Below are 22,993 nucleotides of genomic sequence, written 5' to 3'. Positions count from 1 at the left end.
TTTCAGGAGGTCCACGAATGAAGCAACATCTGGCGAAATCCCTGTTGATGGCTGGCGCGATGATCGCGTCGTACCCGTTGCTGGCGCAGCAGTACCAGCCTGCACAGCCGGTTCAGCAGGCACAGCCGATGCCGAGCGCGCAAACGATGCCATCCACCGCGGACATGCCGGGCACCGCCGCAACGCCAGCACAGATGCAGCCTGACGCCGCATCGACCATGCAGGCACAGGCGCCCGCGGCTCCCAATCCCTATGCGCAGGGTTCGATGCAGGGCGTGCAGCGCGGTGTGCCGCCATCGAGCACGTCGCCCGCGATGGCGCCGGGCGCGCCTGGCGATCCTACCGTCGCTGCAAATCCCGCTGTCGCCGTGGACGCGGGCAGCATGAGCCTGCCGCCCGATGCGCTGGGGTCTCGCCTGGGCCGACGCAATCCGTTCCTCGACGGCGCCTGAGGGAAGGCGACGCGCATCGCGTGGCGGCACACCAACCGCCACGCATGCACCTGATATCAGCCTCGCGCGGAGCACATCGCTTGCATAAATTGCCGTGCGCCGCGTGCAGGAATTGCAGCGCGGACGCGTTGGCGCGCCGTCGCTGCGCTGCGGCAAACCCGCCGCTTTAACTGACGCTTTAACTCAGATTGAGGGTGCGTTCCGAGAGATCGAGTTCGCCCCGCTCGCGTCCCACCCGGATGTGGTTCTCCACGTCGCAAACGCCAAACACCGCCGCGGCAATTTCCTCGATACGGTACTTTTGGTAGCGGTCCGCCACCGATCCCTCCAGTTTCACCAGCCCCTGCTCTACGTCGACCGTGACCTCGCTGACATCGACCGCGTCGTCCATGGCCAGACGGTCGCAGACATCGGCGTGGATGCGGTGGTCGTCACGCTGGAAGTTCTTCGGTCCCGTGGGATGCGCGCCGATTCGTGGCGACGTAATGGGGCGCGTGGGATGGTCGCGATAGCCGGGGTCGCCAGGATAGACGCGCTGTGCGCTGTTGAACGACTGGCCGCCGCCGTCGCTGCTGCCGAAGTATCCCGCCCCGCCGAAGCCGGGCTCGTCGGGCCGTTGGGCCTGATCGCGCTCTTCCAGCGCGCGCCATGTGGGCGGCTGGCCCTCGTCGGTGCGCGTTGAGGGATCCGGCGTTTGTCGGTCGCGATGCCTGCGAAAGAAGTTGAACATATTGCACTCCTGCTATTGAGGGTGAGCCCCGGCGACGCAATGGCTGCGCAAAAACCGTGCCGCCGCGCTGGCGCGTCATGGTTCGCCCATCGCCAAAATGGCACGTCGATTGCTTCACGTCGGTTGCTTCCAGTTTGCAGCGCTACGACAGCGCCTGAAGCGTCTTCAATCGGCTATCGAGGAGTTGGCAACGGTGGACAGCCCGGTCAGAGCGATCTTGATGTACGGACTCGTGCCGCTATGGATTTGCGCCGGGCTGGGCGACTGGCTCTGCCATAAGCGCACGCGCATCGAAAGCAATGCCGGCGTTTTGGAATCGATCATGCACAGCCTGATGATGGCCGAGGTAGGCGTGCCTGTGCTGCTGGCGTTGTTTCTGGAAATCAACGCCGCGTTGTTTGCGGTGATGATTGCGGGTGCCGTGGTGCATGCGGTCACCGCATGGATCGACGTGCAATACGCTAGCGCGCGCCGCGACATCCGCCCCGTCGAGCAACACATGCACAGCCTGCTCGAAGTCTTGCCGATTGCCGCCATCGCACTACTGGCAGCGGCTTATTGGGATCAATTCCTCGCCTTGTTTGGCCACGGCGAGGCGGTGGCCGATTTCTCGCTACGACCGAAGACCGATCCGTTGCCCCCCGCCTATCTGACCGGGCTGCTTGTGACGATCGCATTGTTCGTCGCAGCGCCGTATGCCGAAGAACTGGTGCGGTGCGCGCGTGCGTATCGGCCGCGAGGTGTGCCCGGGAAATAATGGTGGTTCCATTGCGTCGCCCGCCGCGCACCATGCGGGCAGCCCACCAACCTGTCAAAAGTAATTCGCCATGGACGACGTACAACACGTAGCGCATTTCCTGCTGCGGCATGGCCTGGTGGTGGCCACCGCCGAATCCTGCACGGCCGGCCTGATCGCTGCCAAGCTTGCCGAGGTGCCGGGCTGCGGCAGTTGCCTGCGGCTGGCCGTGGTGACCTATGCGCCCGAGGCAAAGACCGGCGTTCTGGACGTGAGCCAGGATCTGATCGACCGCCACGGGCTGACCAGCGAAGCGGTGTCGCTAGCCATGGCGCGCGGCGTGCTGGCGATGTCAGGCGCCGATCTCGCGGTGGCCAATACCGGCGTTGCCGACGATGGCGCCGACGACGGCACGCCGGTGGGCACGCAATGTTTTGCGTGGATCTTCCGTGCGGCGAGCCGCGCCGGCCAACCGGTGGAGTTTGCCGAAACCCGGCGCTTCCACGGTGACCGCAATACGATCCGCGATGCCGCCGCCGAATGGGCGCTGACGCGGATTCCGCATTATCTGACCCTGGCGCGCGCGCAGCACGAGTAACCCATCGCGCTCGAATCCACGCCGCGCGCCGGCGATCGTCGACATCAAGCGCCAACGTCGAGCGCCGGCACCCTGTGCAATACAGGCCGTTCGCACCGTCCCATCGTTGAATTGGCGGTAAGATGCCGCGGATTCAGCATGCGGGAGAACGGATTTGAACGACGAAAACGGCGCGCGGCGCTCCGTGGCGATTTACTGGGACTTCGAGAACCTGCACGCCGGTCTGCTCGAGGGCAAGCATGGCGAAGGCGCCTATGCCAAGCCCGACAACCGCTTCAAGCCGCAGGAACCGCTGATCGACGTGCAGTCGCTGGTGGACCTGTGCACATCGCTGGGCGACATCGCCATCCATCGCGCCTACGGCAACTGGCAGTTTTTCGGCCGGTATCGCGATGCGCTGCTGCAGAACGCCGTGGATCTTGTCCAGTTGTTCCCGCCCGGCGCGTCGGCCAAGAACGGCGCCGATATCCGGCTGTGTCTCGATGCGGCGGATGATATCTCGCGCTTCGCTCATATCGGCACCGTGGTCATCATCGGCGGCGACAGCGACTTCATGCCGGTGGCGCAAAGGATCCGCGCCGCTGGCCGCACGCTGATCGGCATCGGCACGCGCAAGAACACCAATCGCCATTGGGCACGAAGCTGCCACGCCTTCCACTATTACGACAGCCTGGCGCAGCGCGCCGATGGCGACCCCGCCAGTCAAGCCGAACCCCCACGCGCGCTGCCCGCAGCCATTACCGCCGCACCGCGCCGCGCATCACTTTCAGAATCCCAGGAGCTCCGCATGACCAGTCCACAGCAATCATCGGCCGTCGCAGCACAAGGCTCGCAAACGCCGCCGGACCGCACCAGCGTGACAGACGACGCGCATGTGGAAGACATCATTCCGCTGCCGCCGCCCGAACATCTGATCCGTTTCTTTCCGATCCGCGGCACGCCGGTCGAGGCGCTGGTCACGCAGACGCGCCAGCACATCGCGCGCATTCTGCACGGCAACGACGACCGGCTGCTCGTGATCATGGGCCCATGCTCGATCCACGACCCGCAGGCCGCGCTCGACTACGCGCGGCGACTGATGGCACAGCGCGAACGCTTTGCGGATTCGCTCGAGATCGTAATGCGCGTGTATTTTGAAAAGCCGCGCACCACGGTGGGCTGGAAGGGGCTGATCAACGATCCGTACCTCGACGAAAGCTATCGCATCGACGAAGGCCTGCGCATCGCGCGCAGCCTGCTGCTCGATATCAATCGACTGGGACTGCCGGCGGCAGGCGAATTCCTCGACGTGATTTCACCGCAGTACATCGGCGACCTGATCTGCTGGGGCGCCATCGGCGCGCGCACGACGGAAAGCCAGGTGCATCGTGAACTGGCCTCGGGCATTTCCGCGCCAATCGGCTTCAAGAACGGCACCGACGGCAATATCAAGATCGCCATCGATGCGATCCAGGCGGCGTCGCGCCCGCACCATTTCCTCGGCGTGCACAAGAACGGACAAGTGGCGACGGTGCATACCCAGGGCAACCCCGACTGCCACGTGATTTTGCGCGGCGGCAAGACGCCCAACTACGACGCGCAATCGGTGGCGGCTGCCTGCAAGGAACTCGAAGCCGCCGGGCTGGGCCGTGCGCTGATGGTCGATTGCAGTCACGCCAACAGCAGCAAGCAGCATCAGAAGCAGATCGACGTGGCCGACGCAGTGGCGCAGCAGGTGGCAAGCGGCAGCGCGTCGATCTTTGGCGTGATGGTCGAAAGCCATCTGGTGCCCGGCGCGCAGAAGTTCACGCCGGGCGAGCACGATCCCGCGAAGCTTGCGTACGGCCAGAGCATCACCGACGCGTGCATCGGCTGGGATGATTCGGTTGCCGTGCTGGAAACGCTGGCCAATGCCGTGCGCTCCCGACGCGCCGCGCGGGGCGCCTAGCGCCTGACGTAGGCGCGCACACCGGCGTCGCGCAGTTGCGGCGGTGCGGCCGGTGCGATGCCTCGCGCCCGTCCGGCCGATCGCTAACCCTTCGCCGAAATACCGTTGAAGCAGACGTCGAGCATATGCTTGACGATCTGCTCGTCGTCGAGCTTGGCGTACAGACGCAGGTATTCGACAGCCGGATCGCAGGTGCGCGAGTAATAGGAAAAGAGGATCACGTCGTCGGGCAAGGTGCGGTCCAGGTCGCCCGCCTTCTTTGCCTCGCCCACCAGCTTCGTGAGGACGCCGTTGAGCTTCAGCACGCGCGTCACGTAGCGCACGTTGCGTGTGAGCATGTCGCGCACGTTCGGGCTGGTCGACGGCAGGAACGGCAATCCACCTTCCAGGCGCACATGCAGCGCCCATGCCAGCAGCGCCCGCAGGCGGCCAAGCGCCGTGTCTTCCGACGGCAAGCGTTCCAGGAACTCCAGCGCGCCGTCTATCAGCCGGATCATGGCGGCGCCCACCAGATCGTCCTTGGACTTGAAATGCTTGTAGAGGATGGGTTTCGAAATACCCACCTCGCCGGCCACGTCGTCCATGGTCATCAGGTCGAACCCCTTGCCCGCCAGAATGCGCGTGGCGGCATCGAGGATCGCGTCCTCACGCAACCGGAAGGTCTGGTCCTTGAAGCTGAGCTTACCCAAAATACCCATTTGTAAATTTCGTTACTATGCAGTAACCTTCTTTCCGAGACAGTAGGGGTATGGTAGCACCCCAGCTCGAAAACGCATCAATAACTGCTAAAAAAACCAGAAAGGTGCAGCGTGGGCGCTTGTTCGGTCACTCAGAAGGGAATGCGCATTGCCGTGGTGGGCGCCGGGATCTCGGGGCTAGCCACGGCATGGCTGCTTGGTCGCGATCACGCCGTCACGCTGTTCGAGGCCGGCGATTATCTCGGCGGCCACTCCAATACCGTGGATGTCACGCTGGACGGCCACACCTGTCCCGTCGACACGGGCTTTCTGGTTTTCAACGACCGCACCTACCCGAATCTGGTGGCGATGTTCGAAGCGCTGGGCGTGCGCTCGCATGCCAGCGACATGTCCTTTGCGGTGTCGCTGGACGACGGGCGGCTCGAATGGGCCGGCAGCAATATGAACACCGTATTTGCGCAGCGCGCCAATGCGTTCTCGCCAACTTTCCTTGGCATGCTGCGCGACATCCTGCGATTCAACGGCGCTGCGCAAAGCCATCTGGCGCTTGCCGAGCGCAGCGGTTGCTCGCTTGGCGATCTGCTCACCGCCGGCCAGTATGGGCAGCCGTTTCGCCAGCACTACCTGCTGCCGATGGCGGCCGCGATCTGGTCATGCGCGACGGCTGACGTGCTGCATTTTCCGGCGGCAACGTTTCTGCGCTTCTGCCTCAATCATGCGCTGCTGCAGGTGCGCAATCGCCCGCAATGGCGCACCGTGGATGGCGGCGCGCGCAGTTACGTGCAGCGTATCGCTGCGCGGCTCGACGACATCCGTCTGGGCGTGGCAGTGCGCGCCGTACGCCGCGACGAGGACGGCGTTTCTGTCATGACCGACGAGTGCACTGCGCGCTTCGATGCGATCGTCTTTGCCACGCACGCGCCAGACACCTTGCGGATGCTTGCCGACGCATCGCCGGCCGAACGCGCTGTGCTGGGCAGCGTGCGCTATGCCCCCAACGTGGCGATCCTGCATACCGACGCCACGCTGCTGCCGCGCCGCACACGCGTATGGTCCGCCTGGAACTACCTGGGCCGCCGCCATGGCGACGCACAGCGCGCCGTATGCGTCAGCTATCTGCTCAACCAGTTGCAGCCGCTGCCGTTCCGCACGCCCGTGGTGGTCACGCTCAACGCCTATCGCGATCCCGCGCCCGGCACGGAGCTGCGGCGCTTCCACTACGCGCATCCTCTGTTCGACCTGGCGGCCATTGCGGCGCAGCAGCGCCTGCCGGCATTGCAGGGCGAGCGACGCACCTGGTACGCCGGCGCATGGACCGGTTATGGCTTTCACGAGGACGGATTGAAATCAGCGCTACGCGTGGTGCGCGATTTCGGCGCCTTGCCGGCATGGGCACGACTATGACGGCGACCGCCTGGCTCCTGCGCTGCCGCGTGATGCACGACCGCTTGCGTCCCGCTCGCAATCGCTTTGTCTACCCGGTGTTCTGCGTGCGCGTCGATATCGACGCGATGCCCAGCCTGCGGCGCTGGTGGTTCGGCGTCGACCGGACCAGGCTGGTCAGCCTGCATACGCGCGACTATGGCCCGCGCGATGGATCCAGCCTTGGCGACTGGGTCCGCCCGCGTCTGGCGGCGGCGGGCCTGCCCGACGACGGACCGATCTGGCTGCAGACCACGCCGCGCCTGTTCGGCTACGTCTTCAATCCGGTCAGCTTCTGGTATTGCCACGACCGCGCAGGCGCACTGCGCGCACTGGTGGCCGAGGTCAACAACACCTTTGGCGATCACCACGCCTATCTGGTGACCGCGCCTGACCTGGGGCCGATCCACACGCACACCGTGCTTGCCACACGCAAGCGGCTGCATGTATCGCCCTTCAACACCGTGCAGGGTCACTACGCGTTTCATATACGCGAAACCGAGGAAACGGCCTACGTCGGCATCGATTATTACGACGACGACGGCCTGTTGCTGCGCACCTCGATCGGCGGGCGCAAGGGGCCGCTCACCCTGCGCCGCATGCTGGCGGTACTGGCCGCGCAGCCGTGGGCTGCAATTGCGGTCATTGTGCGCATCCACTGGCAGGCGGTGCGCCTGTGGTGGAGATCGGTGCCGTTCCATGGCAAGCATCCGCCGTCGGCCCCGCCCGTCGGTTAACCCCATTTTTCCCGGCACTTCCTGCTCATATGAACCGCCTGCCCTTCCACCAGCGTGCGTTGCTCCAACCATTTGCCCCTACCCTGCTGCCGTCCCGGACATCCTTGTCAGTCCGAATGTTCCTGGCCGCGCTCGAGCGCATGGACGTGGGCCATCTGGTGCTCTTACGGCCGGACGGCCAAGAGACGGTATACGGCGATCCGCATCAAGCGCCGGGGGCTAGGCTGACGCTGCGCGACTGGCGCGCGTGCGAAGCGATCCTGCGCGCCGGCGATATCGGTTTTGCCGATGCGTATCGCGCCGGCTGGATCGACAGTCCCGACCTGGTGGCCGTGCTGCGCGTGGCGCTGGACAACGAATCGGCCCTGTCCCGGACCATCGCCGGCACCTGGCTGGCACGCCGCTGGCAGCAGTTGCAGCATCTGCTCCGGCGCAACACGCGCGCGGGCAGCCGGCGCAATATCCACGCGCACTACGATCTGGGCAACCCGTTCTATGCGCTATGGCTCGACGAAACCTGGAGCTATTCGGCCGCGCTGTTCGGCGGCCGCAGCGACCTTTCGCTCGAAGCGGCGCAGGAAGCCAAGTACGCCCATATCTGCGATGCGCTTGCGCTGCAACCGGGCATGCGCGTGCTCGAAATCGGCTGCGGCTGGGGTGGATTCGCCCTGCATGCGGCCCGGCGCGGCGTGCAGGTGCATGGCGTGACGATCTCCGCCGCGCAGCTTGCACTGGCGCAGACACGCGTTGCGCAGGCGGGCCTGAGCGATCGCATTACGCTGGAACTGCGCGACTATCGCGATCTGCAGGGCACCTACGATGCCGTCGTGTCCATCGAGATGTTCGAAGCGGTCGGCCAGGCGTACTGGCCGGGTTTTTTCGATCAGCTCAACCGCAGGCTGCGCCCAGGCGGACAGGCCGTGATCCAGTCGATCACGATCGACAATGCGCGCTTCGACGCCTATCGGCAAAGCGGCGACTTTATCCGCGCGTACATCTTTCCCGGCGGCATGCTGCCCAGCCCCGCGCGCTTTGCCGAGGCGGCGCGGCGCGGAGGATTCTCGAGCCAGACAGTCCTGACGTTCGGCCGGGACTATGCCGAAACATTGCGGCGCTGGCGCCAACGCTTCGAGGCGCATATCGAGGACGTCCTCGCGCTCGGCTTCGACGAGACTTTCGTGCGCATGTGGCGGCTCTATCTCTGCTACTGCGAAGCCGGGTTCGATGCGGGCCGCACCGACGTCATGCAGTTTCTTCTGACGCGCGAGAATTAGCATGAAACGCCAACTGGCGGCGCTGCTGCTCGGATTGTCCACATTGCCTGGCATAGCGGCCGAGGCGTGGCGCGATGCGCTGCCGCATGCGCAGATGATCGGACAGGGCGACTACCGCTGGCTGGGAATGCGCATTTATGAGGCGCAGTTGTGGATGGGACAGCCATCGGCATCGCTCGTGTCTGCCGCGCCGGCCGATCCGGCGAGCGTGCTCGACGCGCCCCTGGCGCTGCGTCTGGTCTATGCGCGGGACATCGGCGCGCAGCGCCTGGTGGACACGAGCATCGACGAAATCGTGCGCATGCAGGGCCATTCGCTCTCCGACGCCACGCTCCAGCGCTGGCGCGATGCGCTGTCGCGGGTCATGGTGGACGTGCGCGCGGGAGATCGGCTGACCGGCGTTTACCTGCCGAATCAAGGCGCACGTTTCTACGCCAATGACCGCGCAACCGGCCAGATCGACGATCCAGCGCTGGCGCGCGCATTCTTTTCCATCTGGCTGGGCCCGGCCACGCGGGACCCAGGCTTGCGTCAGAAACTGCTGGGGTTGGCGCGATGACCGCGCGCACCGCACAACTCGCCGCCTATGGCGCGATGGGCTTGCCTCTCGCCATGGTGGCGCTGCCCATCTACGTCCAGGCGCCGGCCTACTACACCGCGCGTCTTGGCATGCCGCTTTCGACGGCCGGGCTGATCCTGTTCCTAACGCGCCTTGTCGATACCGCACAGGACCCGCTGCTCGGCCGCCTGGCCGATACGCTGGCGCGTGGCCGCGGCCTGTCGATGGCGCTGTGGATCGCCGCGTTGTGCCTGGTTGGCGCGTTTGCCGCGTTATGGATGCCGCCGGTGGCAGGCGTTGCGCTGGCCGTATGGTTTGCCGTGGCGCTGGTCGCGATCTATGCCGCGCACAGCTTTATCAACGTCGCCTACCTGGCCTGGGGTGCACGGCTGGCAAGCGACAGCGACGTGCTGACCCGTGCCGCGGCCTGGCGCGAAGGGGCTGGCGTGATCGGGGTGCTCATCGCCAGCGCCGCGCCCGCGGGGCTGCTGGCTGCAGACGACCAGACACCACAGCACGCGATGGTCCCGTTTATCGCGCTGTTCGCGATGTTGCTGATCGGTGCGCTGTGCCTGCTGCGCTTTGCGCCGCCCTGGCGGATGGCGCCGCGCACGGCAGACGGCCGATCCGGACGCGGCGGCTTTGCGCACACCATTGCAAGCCTGTGGACACCGGTGCGCGTCAATGCGTCGTTCCGAATGATCTTGGCGCCCTATTTCCTGAATGGCCTGTCCGTCGCGATACCGGCGTCGCTGGCCGTGTTCTTTATCGAGGACCGGCTCGGCGCGGCGCAATGGGTGGCGCCAAGTCTGGCCGCGTATTTCCTGGCCGCGGCGCTGGGCTTGCCACTTTGGGTGCGAATATCGGCACGCATCGGCCCGCGCTCCGCGTGGCGCGCGGCAATGGGTCTGGCCATCGCCGCGTTCGTCTGGGCAGCCACGCTGGGGCCCGGCGACGTCGCGCCGTTCCTGGCAGTCTGCGTCGTATGCGGCGCGGCGCTGGGCGCCGATCTCGCATTGCCGCCGGTTCTACTCGCCCGCTGCATACCGGACGGCGAAGGCGCGGGCGCCTACTTTGGCATCTGGACGCTGATCGGCAAGCTTTGCCTCGCCATCTCGGCGCTATCGCTGCCGGCGCTGGCATGGTTCGGCTATCAGCCCGGCAATCCCGCCACCGGCGGCGCGGGGCTGGCGCTGGCGCTGGCCTACGCGGGCTTGCCCTGCCTGTTCAAGCTGGCCGCGCTGGCCGCATTGCGCGAGCCATCGCGCGCCGTTACGGAGAATTTTCCATGAGACCGCTCGCTGCACTGATCGTGGCAGCCGCCACCGTGCTGGCCACCGCATGCTCCACACCTGATGTCAGCCGATACGCACAGGAAAAACCGGTGCTCGACATCACCCAGTACTTTGCGGGCAGGACCGAGGCGTGGGGCATGTTCCAGAAACGCAGCGGAGAGATCGTCAAGCGATTCCATGTGGTTCTGAACGGCCAGACAACGCAGGACGGTTTTGTTTTGCACGAGGCCTTCCACTACAGCGACGGCACCACGCAGGAGCGCACCTGGACGCTCCGCCGGCAGGCCGACGGCACATGGCAGGGCAGCGCGCCCGACATCGTCGGCACGGCGGCAGGTCAGGTGGCCGGCAACGTCCTGCGCTGGCATTACACGATGCGCTTGCCGGTCGACGACGACGTGTATGAAGTCCAGTTCGACGACATGATGGTACTCATCGACCCGCAGACGATGATCAATCGCGCGCGCGTCACAAAGTTTGGTTTCGAGGTCGGACAAGTGACGATCGCCTTTCGTCGCCCGGCCCAATAGGATCCCTCATGGGCTTCGGTCTGCATTTGAATCCGCGCTTGCGCGACTGGCGCGATAAGCGCGTGTGGGTGGTCGGCGCGTCCAGCGGCATCGGCGCGGCGCTCGCCAGGGCTTTGCTCGACAAAGGGGCATGGGTCGCCGTGTCGGCGCGCCGGCCCGAAGGCCTCCATGCGGTGGTCGCGGGCCATCCGAACGGCGTCGCATTGCCGATGGACGTGAACCGTCCAGGCGACTGGACAGCGACCCACCATGCGCTGTGCCAGGCATGGCAAGGCGTGGATCTGGTCGTGTTCTGCGCGGCCGAATACCGCCCCCTGCGGCCCTGGCAGGTCAGCGCCGAAGAGGCCCACCATACGATCGAGACGAATCTGTGCGGTGTGTACTATGGGCTCGATGCGATCCTGCCCACCATGCTGTCGCAGCGCTCGGGCGGACTGGCCATCGTGGCAAGCGCCGCCGGCTACATCGGACTGCCGAACGCCACGCTATATGGCCCGACAAAGGCCGCGCTGATCAATCTGGCGGAAGTTCTGTACGCCGAACTGCATGGTCATGGGCTTGGCATCTACCTGATCAATCCCGGCTTCGTCAAATCTCGCCTGACCGCACTGAACGCGTTCAAGATGCCCGCGTTGATCACACCGGAAATCGCGGCGCGGGACATCCTGGCCGGATTCGCGCGGGGCAGTTTTGAAATAGCCTTTCCGCTGCGCTTCACGCGCGCGGTTCGTCTTGTCAGCCTGCTACCCTACCGCATCAGTCTCGGCTTGCTGCAACGACTGGCCCGTACATCATGAACCCTGCAACCGACCTGCCGCCTCCGACCGATCCCTCGCATCGGGACAGCCTGTGCGCACTGCTTGCCTGGTACGAGACACTGACACCGGCGTCTCTTGAAATGCTGGGGCAGTTTTACGCGCCGGACGCGCGATTTCGCGATCCCTTCAATGACGTGCGGGGCACCGCGGCAATTCACGCGATCTTCGTCCACATGTTCAACACGGTGGAGTCACCGCGCTTTACGATGGCCACGCCGATGGCGAGCGGCGCCGACGCCTATGTCCCCTGGACATTCACAGGCAAGGTGCGCGGGCGCGCATTCGACGTCCCTGGCTGCAGCCGTCTGCACTTCAATGCGCATGGCCGAGTTTCCGATCATCAGGATTTCTGGGACGCCGCGACGCTGTGGCGACAGCTGCCGATAATCGGCGCTCCGGTGCGCTGGCTCACCAAACGATTTGCGACCCAGGGATAGCGCGCGCTTCGCATCGGCAGCGCAGACATGACCGTCCGCATCGGCTAAGGCAACGCCGGGGCGCGGCTTCGGTCTACGCCCAAACGATGACACCCGCGCATCCTGCAAAGGACCGCGGGTGTTGCTCTTGTGGGCAGGACGGATCGATTACTTGGTTTCTGCGGCGTTGGGAGCGGCGGCAGGCTGTGCGCTGGCCAGATCAGCCTTCGTTGCCGTAGCTTGTGCAACTGTCTTGACGGCTGCGGCTTCCGGCGTCGGCATGGTATCCATTAGCACGGTGACCATGGTGGGATAGTCGTACCCCGCGCCGGTGCCCATATCCACGGCGAGGCCGATCAGCCCGCCGAACAGGATGTTGCCAAACACCAGGCCATTGGCCGACGACTTGGCGGTGGTGAGCGCCGGGTCAATGCTTTCCTTCTGGCACTTGATGCTCATGTCACCGTATGCCTTGTGCACTGTCACGGACCCTGGCGTCGTCACGAACCACGATCCCTTATCGTTCGTCAGTTCGCATACGGCACCCGATACCTGCGAACCCGATTTCATCGCCTGAACCGAGATCGGTTGACTGGAACTACCCGCAATGGATGCGCAGCCGGAAAGAATGGTGACAGCAACCGCTGCAGCAATACTCGCTACTTTCATAGGACCCTTTCGTCATTTTTTTTGGTCCCGCAATGTAATCCATTATTTGGACTTTTTTTCCAAATATTGCATATACGCGACGTACCCCTTTTGCGGGGTACCTCGGTGCGATATTGCATGTCCGCAGCAAGGATTTATGCGCCGGCAACTTATCCGGCATTCGCTATTTCTTGCTGGAAAGACGCCTGCCGAATTGGCTGCCGATGATTGCAGTTCAGACGTGGCGCGCCAGCCTGTCCGCCGCCGCACGCACATGATCGCCATGCTGATCGAGCGCGGGCGCGGCGAACGGCTCGGGGCCGGGCGTGCGACCGAACGTCACCGCGCGCGTGAAGCCGCGATAGCGGCCGACGACAGGGTGCTCGAAGGTGGCCACCATCGCTTCGGCCGTCACTTGCGGAAAGTCGAACATATCCTCCACCGATCGAGCGGCTGCACACGGCACTTCTTCGCCGAACAGTGCCTCCCACTCCAGCGCCGAGCGCTGCTGCAACGCGGCGTGCAGGCGTGGGAGGATTTCGGCCTGATGTTGGGCGCGCTTGCGCACGCTGTCGTAACGATCGGTCGACAGCAGATCGGCCAGACCGGTTTTTTCGCACAGCGCGCGCCAGAAGTGCGGGGTGTTGGCCGAAATATAGATGTAGCCGTCGCGGGTGGGATGAATGCCGGTAATGCCGCCGGAACGCATGTCGCGGCCGACTTCCCTAGGTTCCGATTCGGCCCACACCATGCGCGCCGATTGCATGGTCAGCGCCGCGCGCAGCAGCGATACGCCGACATACTGCCCCGCCCCGCTCTTCTCGCGCTCGTAGAGCGCCGACGACACCGCACCCGCCACCAGCGCCGATGCGTAGTAGTCCACGATCGAGCCATACAGGATTTCTGGCTGCCCACCCTGCTTGCCCTGCAGCGTGCACATCCCGGTCATGGTCTGCAGCACCTGGTCGTAGCCGGCCTTGTCCTTCAGCGGTCCGGTTTCGCCATAGCCCGTGACGGCGCAGTAGATCAGGCGCGGATTGACGGCGCAGAGCTGTTCGTAGCCGATACCAAGCCGGCCCGGCACGCTGGGCCGGAAGTTGTGCACCAGCACATCGGCATTGCGCACCAGCGCCAGCAGGCGATCCAGATCGGCGGGATCCTTCAGGTCGAGCACGACCCCGAGCTTGCTTCGGTTGACGCCAAGAAAGGCGCGGCTTTCGGCTTCCAGCGTGGACGGATACTTGCGCAGATTGTCGCCCGCGGGCGGCTCGACCTTGATGACGTCGGCGCCCTGGTCTGCCAGCAGCGAGCAGCCGTAGGGGCCGGCGATATAGGCGCTGAGGTCCAGCACGCGCACGCCGCTTAACGGGCCCGCTCGACCCGCGCGGTGCGAGGCAAACACGTCGTCCTGTGTAGTGATATGGCTTTGCATACGGTCTCCGGATCGCGAGCAGTTCAGTCCACGACGATGTTCTGCTGTTTGGCAAGCACCTTCCAGCGCGCCACATCGTCGGCGATGGTCTCGGCAAACTGCTGCGGCGTAACCGGCTTTGCCTCGGCGCCCTCCTTGAGGATCGCCGCCTTCACGGCGGGCTTCTCCAGCGCGTGGTTCACAGCGGCATTGAGCCGCGCGACGATCGCCGGCGGCGTGCCGGCCGGCGCGAGAAAGCCCCACCAGAGTTCGAACTCGTAGCCGGGCACCGCGCTGGCCATCGGCGTCAGCTCCGGCGCAACCGGGCTCGGCTTGAGGCTCGTGATGCCCACCGCGCGGACCTTGCCGGCGCGCACCATCGGCAACAGCGACGGTCCGCTCGAAATCAGCAACTGGGTCTGGTTGCCGATCAGGTCGGTCACGGCCGGGCCCATGCCACGATAGGGCACGTGTGTGATGTTCAGCTTGCCGGCCTTGGCCTTGAGCAGTTCGGTGCCGAACTGATTGACGCTGCCGGGTCCGGAAGACGCATAGTTGAACTTGCCGGGATTGGCGCGGATCGTGTCGATCAGTTCCTGCGGGGTCTTGGCCGGGAAGTCGTTGCTGACAGCCACGATAAACGGCCCCTGCGCCACCATCGCCACGGGCGCGAAGCTCTTTACCGCGTCGTAGGGCAGCTTGCCCTGCACCGCCGCGTTGGTGGTCAAACTCGACGACACCGCCACCAGCGTGTAGCCGTCCGGCGCGGCCTTGGCCACCATGCCGGTTCCGGTATTGCCACTGGCGCCCGGACGGTTGTCGATGATCACCGGCTGCTTCAGTTCCTCGCCGATCTCCTTGGCCACGATGCGCGCGAACAGGTCGTTCGATCCGCCCGGCGGATACGGCACGATGACCGTGATCGGCTTCGACGGATAGGCGCTTTCGGCCATCGCGCCGGACGCCGCCGCGAGGCCGCCCGCCGCGGCGATAAACGCAAGGCATGCGGCGGCGCGATGCCGGTGCAGGCGCGACTGCAAGGTCGTCATGGTTTTGTCTCCTGTGTGGTTTTTTTATTTGTGCGGCACCCGTGCGCGCCGTCAGGCCGCGACGAGTCCGAGCCGCCTGGCGATCTCGACCGTGGCCTGCGCGCGGCGCACGAACGGCCCGTCGATCATCTTGCCGTCGACCACGTAGGCGCCGACGCCATCAGCCTGGGCCTGCGCGGCAGCCGCAACGACACGCACCGCATGCGCGATCTCGTCATCGGTGGGGCGATAGACTTCGTTGGCCAGCGCGATCTGGCTCGGGTGGATGCAGCTCTTGCCGAGGAATCCCATCTGGCGTGACAGTTCCGCTTCGGCGCGAAAGCCTTCCGCATCGCGAATATTGGCGAACACCGTGTCATAGGCGAAGACGTTGGCCTCGGCCGCCGCCATGCGCACCGCGAACATCGCCGACGCGATCGCAGCAGTATTGCGCCGGTGGATGCCGGCCGGCTCGAACAGATCGCCAAGACCCAATTGCAATCCCGCCACGCGCGCATGGGCGCACGCCAGTTCCGCGGCACACCGCAGCGCCTGGGGCGATTCGATGTTCAGCAACAGCCCCACTCTGGCATCGGCATCGGTGAAACCATTGGCGCGTTCGGCCCGTTCGATCGCGGCGGCCGCGCGGCGCACGTCGTCGGCGCTAGCGGGTTTCGGCAGGTTGATCAGATGCACGCCCGGGAGCACCACCGCGGCAATGTCCCCCTCGAAATGCGCGCTATTCAGGCCATTGACGCGAACGATCAGCGTCTTCGCGGTCGCGCGCGCCTCGGCCGAGCGCAGCAGCTGCGCCAGCAGATCGCGCGCCTCGCCCTTCTTTTCTTCCGCAACCGCGTCTTCGAGATCGAAGGACAGCGCATCGGCGTCGCTTGCCAGCGCCTTGGCAAAGAATTCCGGCCGCGAGCCGGGGACGAACAACTTGCTTCTCATGGCCAGATACCCGTGTGCATTTTGTGCGATGTGTTCGTTGAGGGCATCCAGTGTCGCCGATGAAAAGCGCAAGATAAACTATACTTTTCTACCTTCGCAGCATAGAAAATCTATGGAAACCGCCTACCTTCGCGCCTTCGCGCTGGTCGTCGAAACCGGCACGCTCGCCGAAGCGGCGAGGCGCCTCAATGTCACGCCGGCAGCCGTGTCGCAGCAAATCCAGGTATTGGAGCGACAGCTGGGCACCACGCTGCTCGGGCGGTCGGGCCGCACGGTCAGTCCCACTGAAGCGGGGCGGCGCCTGGCGGAGCGCTGCGTCGGACTGTTGAAGGAAGTGGACGCACTGCGGAGCTGGGTCAACCAGTCAGAGGCCGTGCGGGAACTGCGCATCGGCACGATCAATACCGCGCTGCACAGCCTGTTGCCCGACGCACTGGCGCGCTTCGCATCGGCCCATCCGGGCGTGTCGGTCCATATTCGCTCGGCCATGTCGAGCGACTTGGTCGACGCGGTCAGGCAACTCGAACTCGATGCCGCGGTGTGCCTGCATCCGCCGTTTGCCATGCCAAAGGGCTTTGCGTGGGAACTGCTGCGACAGGAACCATTGGTGGTGCTTGCCCAGGCGCGCGATGAACATGCGAATCCACATGAACTGCTGCGAACCCGGCCGCTGATCCGCTACGACCGCGATCTCGGCGGCGGCCGACAGGCCGACGAATACCTGCGCCGCGCCGGCATTACGCCGGCGCAGGAACGTTTTGAACTCAGTTCCCTGCTGGCCATCGCGATGATGGTCGATCGCGGCCTGGGCGTGTCACTGGTCCCGGACATTGCATCGCCGCTGACCGCAGGGCTGCGCATAGCAAAGCTGTTGCTGCCCGCCGCAACGGAGCCGCGCCGCTTTGGCGTGCTGTGGCGCCGGTCGTCGCCGTGCGCCACGCTGATCGAATCGTTCCTCGACCACGCGCGGGCCGCTGCGCGGCGATGAGGCAACCACTTCGCACGCGAACCCCCTTTGCGCCGGCCGCGATTTGCTTGCGCGCCATGAACCGCCCCGGCGCCCGCTATTTCCCGCGCATCATCTTTCTGGCTTCGCGCCGCAGGGTCGCGACAAACTTCAAAAGCGTTTCATCCTGACCGCCGCGTCGCCACACCACGCCTACCGGGCCAAATGACCCGACATCGGCCAGCGGGAGGCGCCGTACCAGCGAGCGATCGACCAGATGCCCTGCCATGGCGGCGGAACAGACGCCCAGAAAATGGCTGGCGTGGAGAATCGATTCGAGCACCATGATCGAGCCCGTTTCCAGCGCTGGCACGATGCCCGCACCGCCGCGCTCGAGCAGCGTGTTTTCCAGTCGCACGCGCATCAGCGTATCGCGCGGCGGCATGGCCCATGGATAAGCGTAGAGGTCTGTCCACGCGAGCTCGGTGGCGCCCGCCAGCGGGTGCCTGGGCCCGACCACGATCGCAATATCGTCTTCGAACAGGACTTCGTGTTCCAGCGTTGGCCCATAGGCGCGTGCGTCGATCGAACCGACGATCAGGTCGAACTCGCGTTCTTCCAACTGGCTCAGCAGCCGATTGAAAACGCCCTCCGAAACCTGGAAGGCGACGTTGCCTTCCTGCTTGCGGAACGCAAGGATGGCGCGCGGCAATAGATGCGCGATGCCGGCCGTCACGCTGCCAATATGCAGGCGCGACACCTCGCCGCGTTCGAGCGAGATGAGATCGTCGTGGGTGCGGCTGACTTCGCCCAGCACGCGCAGCGCCAGCTTCCGCACGGCCTCGCCGGCAGGCGTCAGGCGCATTTGCTTGCCGCGCAGCACCAGGCGCGCACCCACCAGTTCCTCCATCTCGCTGAGCCAGTGGGAAACCGCCGACTGGGTCATGTGAAGGCGGTCGGCAGCCAGGGTCAGCGTGCCGGCTTCGATCAGCACCAGAAACGATTCGAGATGGCGCATGCGCAGCCGCCGGGCCCACGCTACGGCGTCTTGCGGAGACTGCATGAGTATTTCCTCATGGTTGGTTCGGAAGTTTTCATTGGCGAGGGCAGCAAAGTCGCGGCAATAATGCGACGGCAGCGGCCGCACTGCAACCACGACACGCTTGAAGACAAGGATACGACATGAGGAAAATCTCCATTCGGGGAACGATGCTGGCTGCGGCCCTGGCGCTTGGCGCGAGCACGACTGCCTGGGCCTGTGGCGAAGCGGGCAACCACCGGCCGATTCGTCTGGTGGTTTCGCAGCAGGCCGGCGGCGGCACGGACACGCTGGCACGCATGTGGGCCGAAGCAGCTAGCCGCGATCTGGGCACGACCATCGTCGTCGAAAACAAGGCCGGCGCGGGTGGCGTCATCGCCGCGAAATACGTGCTGGCACAGCCCGCCGATGGCTGCACGCTGTTTTTGGCCGGCGTATCGCAGATGGTGCTCAACAAGTTTGCCTACGCGCCGCTTGCCTACAAACCCGAGGTGGACTTCGCGCCGGTGGCAGTGCTGACCACCACGCCGTTCGTGCTGGTTGCCAATCCGCAGTCCGGCATCCGCACGCTGCAGGATCTGGAAGCGATGGCAAAGGCCAAACCCGACGCGATCAACTTTGCCTCGGCGGGCAAGGGCAACTCCACGCACGTGATCGTCGAGCTGTTTCAGAAAAACCAGAAGCTGCGCATGACGCACGTGCCATACAAGGGCGAGCCCGACGCCATCGTCGGCACGGTCAGCGGACAGACGCAGGTGATGGCGCCCACCGTGGCCAGCGCGACGCCGCAGATCCAGGCCGGCAAGCTGGTGCCGCTGGTGCTGTTCTCGCCCAAGCGCGTGCCGGAGCTACCCAACGTGCCCACCGCATCCGAATTGGGGCTGACCGGCTTTGACGATCTGGGATGGATGGGCATCGCCGCCAAGGCGGGCACCCCGCCCGAAACGATCCGCCGGCTGCACGCCGCGTCGCAAAAATTCCTCGCCGACAAGTCCGTGCTGCAGAAGCTGAAGACGATGCAGGTGATCCCCATGCCGGGACCGTCGAGTCTGCTGATGCAACTGACCGAGCGCGATACCGGCCGCCTGCAGAGCGCGATGTCCGACGTCGATTTCAAGGCGAACTGATCATGAGCACTCAGGGAATGGTGGTGTGCCCGCAGCCGGAAGCCGCGGAATCGGGCGCGGAAATCCTGAAGGCCGGCGGCAACGCGGTGGACGCCGCGGTGGCCTGCGCGCTGACCCAGACCGTGGTGGATCCGCTGATGTGCGGCATCGCAGGGTTCGGCACCGCAGCGGTGTACATGCCGGGCAGCAATGCGCACGAGTATTTCGATTTCCACGCGACCGCGCCGGGCAGCGCGCGGGCCGACATGTGGGCCGATTTGCTCGAAGGCGAAGCGCGCGACGGCTTCGGCTTCTTCATCAAGGGCCGGCTCAACGATATCGGCTATCAGTCGATTGCCACGCCGGGCACGCTGCGCGGGCTCGAGGCGATGCACAGCGCGCACGGCCGCCTGCCGTGGGCCGAAGTGGTGGCACCAGCCGTGGATTGGGCGCGCAACGGTTACTTCGTGCGTCCCGGCATGTATGCGTTCTGGACCGACGACGCAACGCTGGGCCGCGCCAGCAACCGCGAGCGTCTGGCTTTCAGCGCGTCGGGCCGCGCACTCTATTGCAAGGAAGACGGCAGCCCGAAGTCGATCGGCTCGCCGCTGCGCAATCCCGACCTGGCCAATGTGCTGGAACGGATCGGCCGCGTGGGCGCCGACGATTTCTACCGCGGCGAGATCGGCGCCGCGATTGTCGAGGACATGGCGCGCCACGGCGGGCTGATTTCGCGCGCGGATCTCGAAGGCTATCGCGCGGTGCGGCAAAAGCCGCTGTTCGGGCGTTACCGCGACCGCATCGTGGCAACCAATCAGCCGCCTGGCGGCGGCGCGATGCTGCTGGAAATGCTGCACGCGCTCGACCAGTTCGATCTGGCGTCGATTCCGCACAACTCGCCTGAGTACATCACGATACTGTGCGAGGTCATGAAACAGGCCACCGTCGACAAGGATCGCCATATCGGCGACCCGGCCTACGTCGACGTGCCGCTCGACGCGCTGCTTTCAGCCGAACGCGCCACGGCGACAGCCGACGCGATCCGCAGCGGCCATCGCGTGGCCGTGACGCGCGTGAACCCGGGACACGCAGTGCCGCGCGATACCACGCATCTTTCGGTGGTCGACCGCGATGGCAACTGCGTGTCGCTGACGCATTCGCTGGCGATGCCCGCGGGCGCGATCACGCCGGGACTGGGCTTCATGTACAACGGCTGCATGGGCGTGTTCGATCCGCGGCCCGGTCGCGCGGGAAGCATCGCGCCAGGCAAGCGCCGCTTCACGTCGTCGTGCCCGACGATCGTGTTCCGCGACGGCAAGCCCGAGATCGTGCTCGGCGCGCCCGGTGGCACGCAGATCGCAATGGGCGTGCTGCAGGCGATCCTCAATGTGGTCGATCGCGGCATGACGATGCAAGCAGCGGTGTCGGCACCGCGGTTCTCGTCGACCAGTAACGCCATCGACGTCTGCAATCGCGTGCCGCGCGCGGTGACGCGACAGCTCGAGCAGCGCGGCTACGAAGTCATCCGCAATCCCTACAACTACACGATCGGCTGGGTGCACGCGGTGCGCATCCGCGATGGCCAGCTCGAAGGCGGCGCGGATCCGGGGCGCGACGGTGTCGCGTACTCGGTCGAAGCGTTGATGTAGCGATCACTGGTATCACTGGCGCTGCGGTCGGGCGCGCGCGGATGCGGACGCAGGCCGCAGGCCCTTGCCGCGCGTCGCCAGCCAGCAGAGGATGGAGCCGGCCACTACCATCGCAGCGCCCTTCCAGAATGCCAGCGACAGCGGCGCGTCCAGCAGCGCCGCGGCCAGCGCGGCCGACAGCACCGGAATGAAGTACGACGCCCCAGCCAGCACCGTGACATTGCCGTGCAGGATGCCGACATTCCACGCGGCATAGCCAAATCCCATCGCGCAGGCCGCCAACGCCAGGTGAATCGCACCGTCCAGGCTGAACGCCATCGGCGCCCCGCCAGCGATCAGATACTTGGCCCACAACGCCAGCGCCGTCAGCATGAAAAACAGCGTGACACCATTCTTGCCCTCGGCAATCCGCGCCGTCACTGTGCAGTAGGCGGCCCAGATCATCGCGCCGGCAAACGCCAGCCCATAACTAAGCGGGTTGTCCTGCAGATTGGCCGACAGGCTGGCCAGATCGAGCCCCTGTTCGCCACCGAGCACCGACGTGACGCCCAAGATGGCCACCACAAAACCCGGCACGATCAGCCAGTTGGCGCGTTGCCGGTTGAACAGGATCGCCGCCAGCATCGTGAAGCTGGGCCACAGATAATTGACCATGCCCACCTCAATAGCCTGCCGGCCGCTGTTGGCGTAACCGATCGACAGCGCCAGGCACAGTTCGTACGACACAAACAACAGGCTGCCCCAGATGCGGTACGCACGCGGCAACGCCCCCAGCCGCACCGGGCCGACGCAGAGCCAGAGCAGCACCGCCGCCAGCGAATACATCAGCGCGGCCCCGCCCGTGGCGCCAAAACTTTCGCTGACGCTGCGGATCAGCCCGACGATCGAACTCCAGAGCACCACTGCAACAAGCCCGACCAGCGTGGCCTGTTTTCTTTCCATGACTGCCATGTGGATAAAACCAGCGAGATACGTAAAGGGCAGCAGTTTACTTGGCCTGCGCGCGAGCACGCGCTTCCGGAGGTTTTACGCTGCGGATGCTTCGCGCCGGCATCACAAAATCGCCCGCGCTAGCCGAATGCCGCAAACTTTTCGGCCAGATATTCCACGAACAGCCGGATGCGCGACGACAGCTGGTGCCTCTGCTGGTAGACCGCATAGATGTTGGCTTCGGGCGTTGCGAATTGCGGCAGCACCTGCACCAGGCGGCCGCTGCGCAGATAGCGGTCCACGTCCCATTCGGCGCGCAGCACGATTCCATGGCCCTGCAGCGCCCAGTTCACGGCAATCTCGCCATCGTTGGTGGTGAGCCTGCCGCGCACGTGAATCGACTCGGTGCGTGCCTTGGCGCCCTTGACCGGCGTGAGCCGCCACACGCCATAGGCGTCGCTGCCCTGGCGGATGCCGATGCAGTTGTGGCGATGCAGATCCGCTGGCGTCTGCGGCGTGCCGTGCTCGCGCAGATAGCGCGGCGACGCAACCAGGAGGCGACGGTTGGGTGCCAGCTTGCGCGCCACGATGCGCGCGTCGGGCGGCTCGCCGAAGCGCACGCAGACATCGAATGCGTCTTCGCTCAGCGGCGGCGGATCGGCCGACAGTTGCAGTTGCACGTCCACATCGGGATACATGCGGCTGTACTCGGCGATCACTGGCGCCACATGCATGCGGCCAAAACCCAATGTGGCGTTGACGCGCAGCAGGCCGCTTGGCCTGCCCTTGGCACGGGTAAGCAGTTGTTCGAGGTCGTCCAGTTCACCGAGGATGCGGCGCGCATGCTCGAGCAGCACTTCGCCTTCCGGGGTCAGGCTCATGCGCCGCGTGGTGCGGGTCAGCAGCGGCATGCCGATGCGCATCTCCATCTGGCCCAGCCGCTTGCTCACCGCCGCGGTCGTGACGCCCAGGTCGCGCGCCGCGGCGCTGAGGCTGCCGGCCGCGGCCAGCGTCGTGAAAAAGCCCAGTTCAGCCGGCTGGATCGCACTGTTGGCAGCCATGTTTCGCCTTTAACCTGTGGGTTAAGAATGGA

Annotated in this window: 25 protein-coding genes and 1 pseudogene; 16 read left to right on the top strand and 10 right to left on the bottom strand. The window is 65.3% G+C overall.

Annotation, left to right across the window (positions count from 1 at the left end; translation table 11 throughout):
* The first annotated feature begins 17 nt into the window (after window positions 1-17).
* A complete protein-coding gene (locus F7R19_RS10445) occupies window positions 18-452 on the top strand; it encodes a hypothetical protein (protein ID WP_150980267.1) in 435 nt (144 codons plus the stop codon).
* 178 nt (window positions 453-630) lie between these two features.
* On the opposite strand, the gene F7R19_RS10440 is transcribed toward F7R19_RS10445, so the two are convergent.
* Window positions 631-1,182 carry a BON domain-containing protein gene (locus F7R19_RS10440; RefSeq protein WP_150980266.1) on the bottom strand — a complete coding sequence of 184 codons (552 nt, stop codon included), beginning with the start codon at window positions 1,180-1,182 and terminating at the stop codon, window positions 631-633.
* 165 nt (window positions 1,183-1,347) lie between these two features.
* The gene (locus F7R19_RS30150) at window positions 1,348-1,506 is read right to left on the bottom strand and encodes a hypothetical protein (protein WP_223506216.1); all 159 of its coding nucleotides are present in this window, start codon (window positions 1,504-1,506) and stop codon (window positions 1,348-1,350) included.
* On the opposite strand from F7R19_RS30150, the gene F7R19_RS10435 reads away from it, so the two are divergent.
* The 4 genes and pseudogenes from F7R19_RS10435 (at window position 1,505) to F7R19_RS30140 (ending at window position 4,443) form a co-directional block, all read left to right on the top strand.
* On the top strand, window positions 1,505-1,939 hold the full coding sequence (locus tag F7R19_RS10435; RefSeq protein ID WP_223506218.1) for a diguanylate cyclase: 435 nt from the start codon (window positions 1,505-1,507) through the stop codon (window positions 1,937-1,939). The genes F7R19_RS30150 and F7R19_RS10435 overlap by 2 nt on opposite strands.
* A 70-nt stretch (window positions 1,940-2,009) precedes the next feature.
* Window positions 2,010-2,516: a CinA family protein gene (locus F7R19_RS10430; protein WP_150980263.1), complete on the top strand. Its 507-nt coding sequence runs from the start codon at window positions 2,010-2,012 to the stop codon at window positions 2,514-2,516.
* Between the two features lie 184 nt (window positions 2,517-2,700).
* A pseudogene (locus tag F7R19_RS30145) lies at window positions 2,701-3,168 on the top strand (NYN domain-containing protein); the annotation flags it as partial.
* Between the two features lie 135 nt (window positions 3,169-3,303).
* The gene (locus tag F7R19_RS30140; protein ID WP_170292587.1) at window positions 3,304-4,443 is read left to right on the top strand and encodes a 3-deoxy-7-phosphoheptulonate synthase; all 1,140 of its coding nucleotides are present in this window, start codon (window positions 3,304-3,306) and stop codon (window positions 4,441-4,443) included.
* Between the two features lie 83 nt (window positions 4,444-4,526).
* On the opposite strand, the gene F7R19_RS10420 is transcribed toward F7R19_RS30140, so the two are convergent.
* Window positions 4,527-5,141 (bottom strand): TetR/AcrR family transcriptional regulator, encoded by a 615-nt coding sequence (locus F7R19_RS10420; protein ID WP_150980257.1) that lies wholly within the window; start codon window positions 5,139-5,141, stop codon window positions 4,527-4,529.
* A 141-nt stretch (window positions 5,142-5,282) separates the two neighbouring features.
* Here F7R19_RS10420 and F7R19_RS10415 point away from each other — a divergent pair, with 141 nt between their 5' ends.
* The 8 genes from F7R19_RS10415 to F7R19_RS10380 all read left to right on the top strand — a co-directional run bounded on the left by F7R19_RS10415 (window position 5,283) and on the right by F7R19_RS10380 (window position 12,213).
* Window positions 5,283-6,545, top strand: a complete 1,263-nt coding sequence (locus F7R19_RS10415) for an NAD(P)/FAD-dependent oxidoreductase (RefSeq protein ID WP_150980254.1) — start codon at window positions 5,283-5,285, stop codon at window positions 6,543-6,545.
* Window positions 6,542-7,300 (top strand): DUF1365 domain-containing protein, encoded by a 759-nt coding sequence (locus F7R19_RS10410; RefSeq protein WP_150980252.1) that lies wholly within the window; start codon window positions 6,542-6,544, stop codon window positions 7,298-7,300. The genes F7R19_RS10415 and F7R19_RS10410 overlap by 4 nt, the downstream gene beginning before the upstream one ends.
* A gap of 116 nt (window positions 7,301-7,416) precedes the next feature.
* Window positions 7,417-8,574, top strand: a complete 1,158-nt coding sequence (locus tag F7R19_RS10405; protein WP_223506295.1) for an SAM-dependent methyltransferase — start codon at window positions 7,417-7,419, stop codon at window positions 8,572-8,574.
* A 1-nt stretch (window position 8,575) separates the two neighbouring features.
* Window positions 8,576-9,133 (top strand): chalcone isomerase family protein, encoded by a 558-nt coding sequence (locus tag F7R19_RS10400; protein WP_150980248.1) that lies wholly within the window; start codon window positions 8,576-8,578, stop codon window positions 9,131-9,133.
* Window positions 9,130-10,425 (top strand): MFS transporter, encoded by a 1,296-nt coding sequence (locus F7R19_RS10395; protein ID WP_150980246.1) that lies wholly within the window; start codon window positions 9,130-9,132, stop codon window positions 10,423-10,425. The genes F7R19_RS10400 and F7R19_RS10395 overlap by 4 nt, the downstream gene beginning before the upstream one ends.
* Window positions 10,422-10,958: a DUF3833 domain-containing protein gene (locus tag F7R19_RS10390; RefSeq protein WP_061954516.1), complete on the top strand. Its 537-nt coding sequence runs from the start codon at window positions 10,422-10,424 to the stop codon at window positions 10,956-10,958. Before F7R19_RS10395 ends, F7R19_RS10390 begins: the two co-directional genes overlap by 4 nt.
* 8 nt (window positions 10,959-10,966) lie before the next feature.
* Window positions 10,967-11,755, top strand: coding sequence for an SDR family NAD(P)-dependent oxidoreductase (locus F7R19_RS10385; protein WP_061954514.1), 789 nt, complete (start codon window positions 10,967-10,969; stop codon window positions 11,753-11,755).
* A complete protein-coding gene (locus tag F7R19_RS10380) occupies window positions 11,752-12,213 on the top strand; it encodes a nuclear transport factor 2 family protein (RefSeq protein WP_150980244.1) in 462 nt (153 codons plus the stop codon). The genes F7R19_RS10385 and F7R19_RS10380 overlap by 4 nt, the downstream gene beginning before the upstream one ends.
* 147 nt (window positions 12,214-12,360) lie before the next feature.
* Here the strand turns inward: F7R19_RS10380 and F7R19_RS10375 are convergent, their stop codons facing one another.
* The 4 genes from F7R19_RS10375 to F7R19_RS10360 form a co-directional block, all read right to left on the bottom strand.
* Complete coding sequence (locus F7R19_RS10375; RefSeq protein WP_150980242.1) at window positions 12,361-12,861, bottom strand: hypothetical protein; 501 nt, start codon at window positions 12,859-12,861, stop codon at window positions 12,361-12,363.
* A 214-nt stretch (window positions 12,862-13,075) separates the two neighbouring features.
* Window positions 13,076-14,272, bottom strand: a complete 1,197-nt coding sequence (locus F7R19_RS10370) for a CaiB/BaiF CoA transferase family protein (protein WP_150980241.1) — start codon at window positions 14,270-14,272, stop codon at window positions 13,076-13,078.
* 23 nt (window positions 14,273-14,295) lie between these two features.
* A complete protein-coding gene (locus tag F7R19_RS10365) occupies window positions 14,296-15,300 on the bottom strand; it encodes a tripartite tricarboxylate transporter substrate binding protein (protein ID WP_150980240.1) in 1,005 nt (334 codons plus the stop codon).
* Window positions 15,301-15,351: 51 nt separating this feature from the next.
* A complete protein-coding gene (locus F7R19_RS10360; protein WP_150980238.1) occupies window positions 15,352-16,230 on the bottom strand; it encodes an HpcH/HpaI aldolase/citrate lyase family protein in 879 nt (292 codons plus the stop codon).
* Window positions 16,231-16,342: 112 nt separating this feature from the next.
* Here F7R19_RS10360 and F7R19_RS10355 point away from each other — a divergent pair, with 112 nt between their 5' ends.
* Window positions 16,343-17,218 (top strand): LysR family transcriptional regulator, encoded by an 876-nt coding sequence (locus F7R19_RS10355; protein WP_150980235.1) that lies wholly within the window; start codon window positions 16,343-16,345, stop codon window positions 17,216-17,218.
* Between the two features lie 76 nt (window positions 17,219-17,294).
* Here the strand turns inward: F7R19_RS10355 and F7R19_RS10350 are convergent, their stop codons facing one another.
* Entirely contained in the window at window positions 17,295-18,239 is a 945-nt protein-coding gene (locus F7R19_RS10350; protein ID WP_223506221.1) for a LysR family transcriptional regulator, read from the bottom strand.
* 119 nt (window positions 18,240-18,358) lie between these two features.
* On the opposite strand from F7R19_RS10350, the gene F7R19_RS10345 reads away from it, so the two are divergent.
* Window positions 18,359-19,342 (top strand): tripartite tricarboxylate transporter substrate binding protein, encoded by a 984-nt coding sequence (locus tag F7R19_RS10345; RefSeq protein WP_150980233.1) that lies wholly within the window; start codon window positions 18,359-18,361, stop codon window positions 19,340-19,342.
* Window positions 19,343-19,344: 2 nt separating this feature from the next.
* Window positions 19,345-20,970 (top strand): gamma-glutamyltransferase, encoded by a 1,626-nt coding sequence (ggt, locus tag F7R19_RS10340; protein ID WP_150980232.1) that lies wholly within the window; start codon window positions 19,345-19,347, stop codon window positions 20,968-20,970.
* Window positions 20,971-20,982: 12 nt separating this feature from the next.
* On the opposite strand, the gene yddG is transcribed toward ggt, so the two are convergent.
* Both yddG and F7R19_RS10330 read right to left on the bottom strand, forming a co-directional pair.
* Window positions 20,983-21,921 (bottom strand): aromatic amino acid DMT transporter YddG, encoded by a 939-nt coding sequence (gene yddG, locus F7R19_RS10335; RefSeq protein ID WP_282959927.1) that lies wholly within the window; start codon window positions 21,919-21,921, stop codon window positions 20,983-20,985.
* Between the two features lie 119 nt (window positions 21,922-22,040).
* The gene (locus F7R19_RS10330; protein WP_150980228.1) at window positions 22,041-22,961 is read right to left on the bottom strand and encodes a LysR substrate-binding domain-containing protein; all 921 of its coding nucleotides are present in this window, start codon (window positions 22,959-22,961) and stop codon (window positions 22,041-22,043) included.
* Between the last annotated feature and the right edge of the window lie 32 nt (window positions 22,962-22,993).

It is taken from the genome of Cupriavidus pauculus (assembly GCF_008801835.1).
GTDB classification, from domain to species: Bacteria; Pseudomonadota; Gammaproteobacteria; order Burkholderiales; family Burkholderiaceae; genus Cupriavidus; species Cupriavidus pauculus.
The sequence above is the reverse complement of the archived record's forward strand: the minus strand, read 5'-3'. Positions and strand labels throughout refer to the sequence as shown.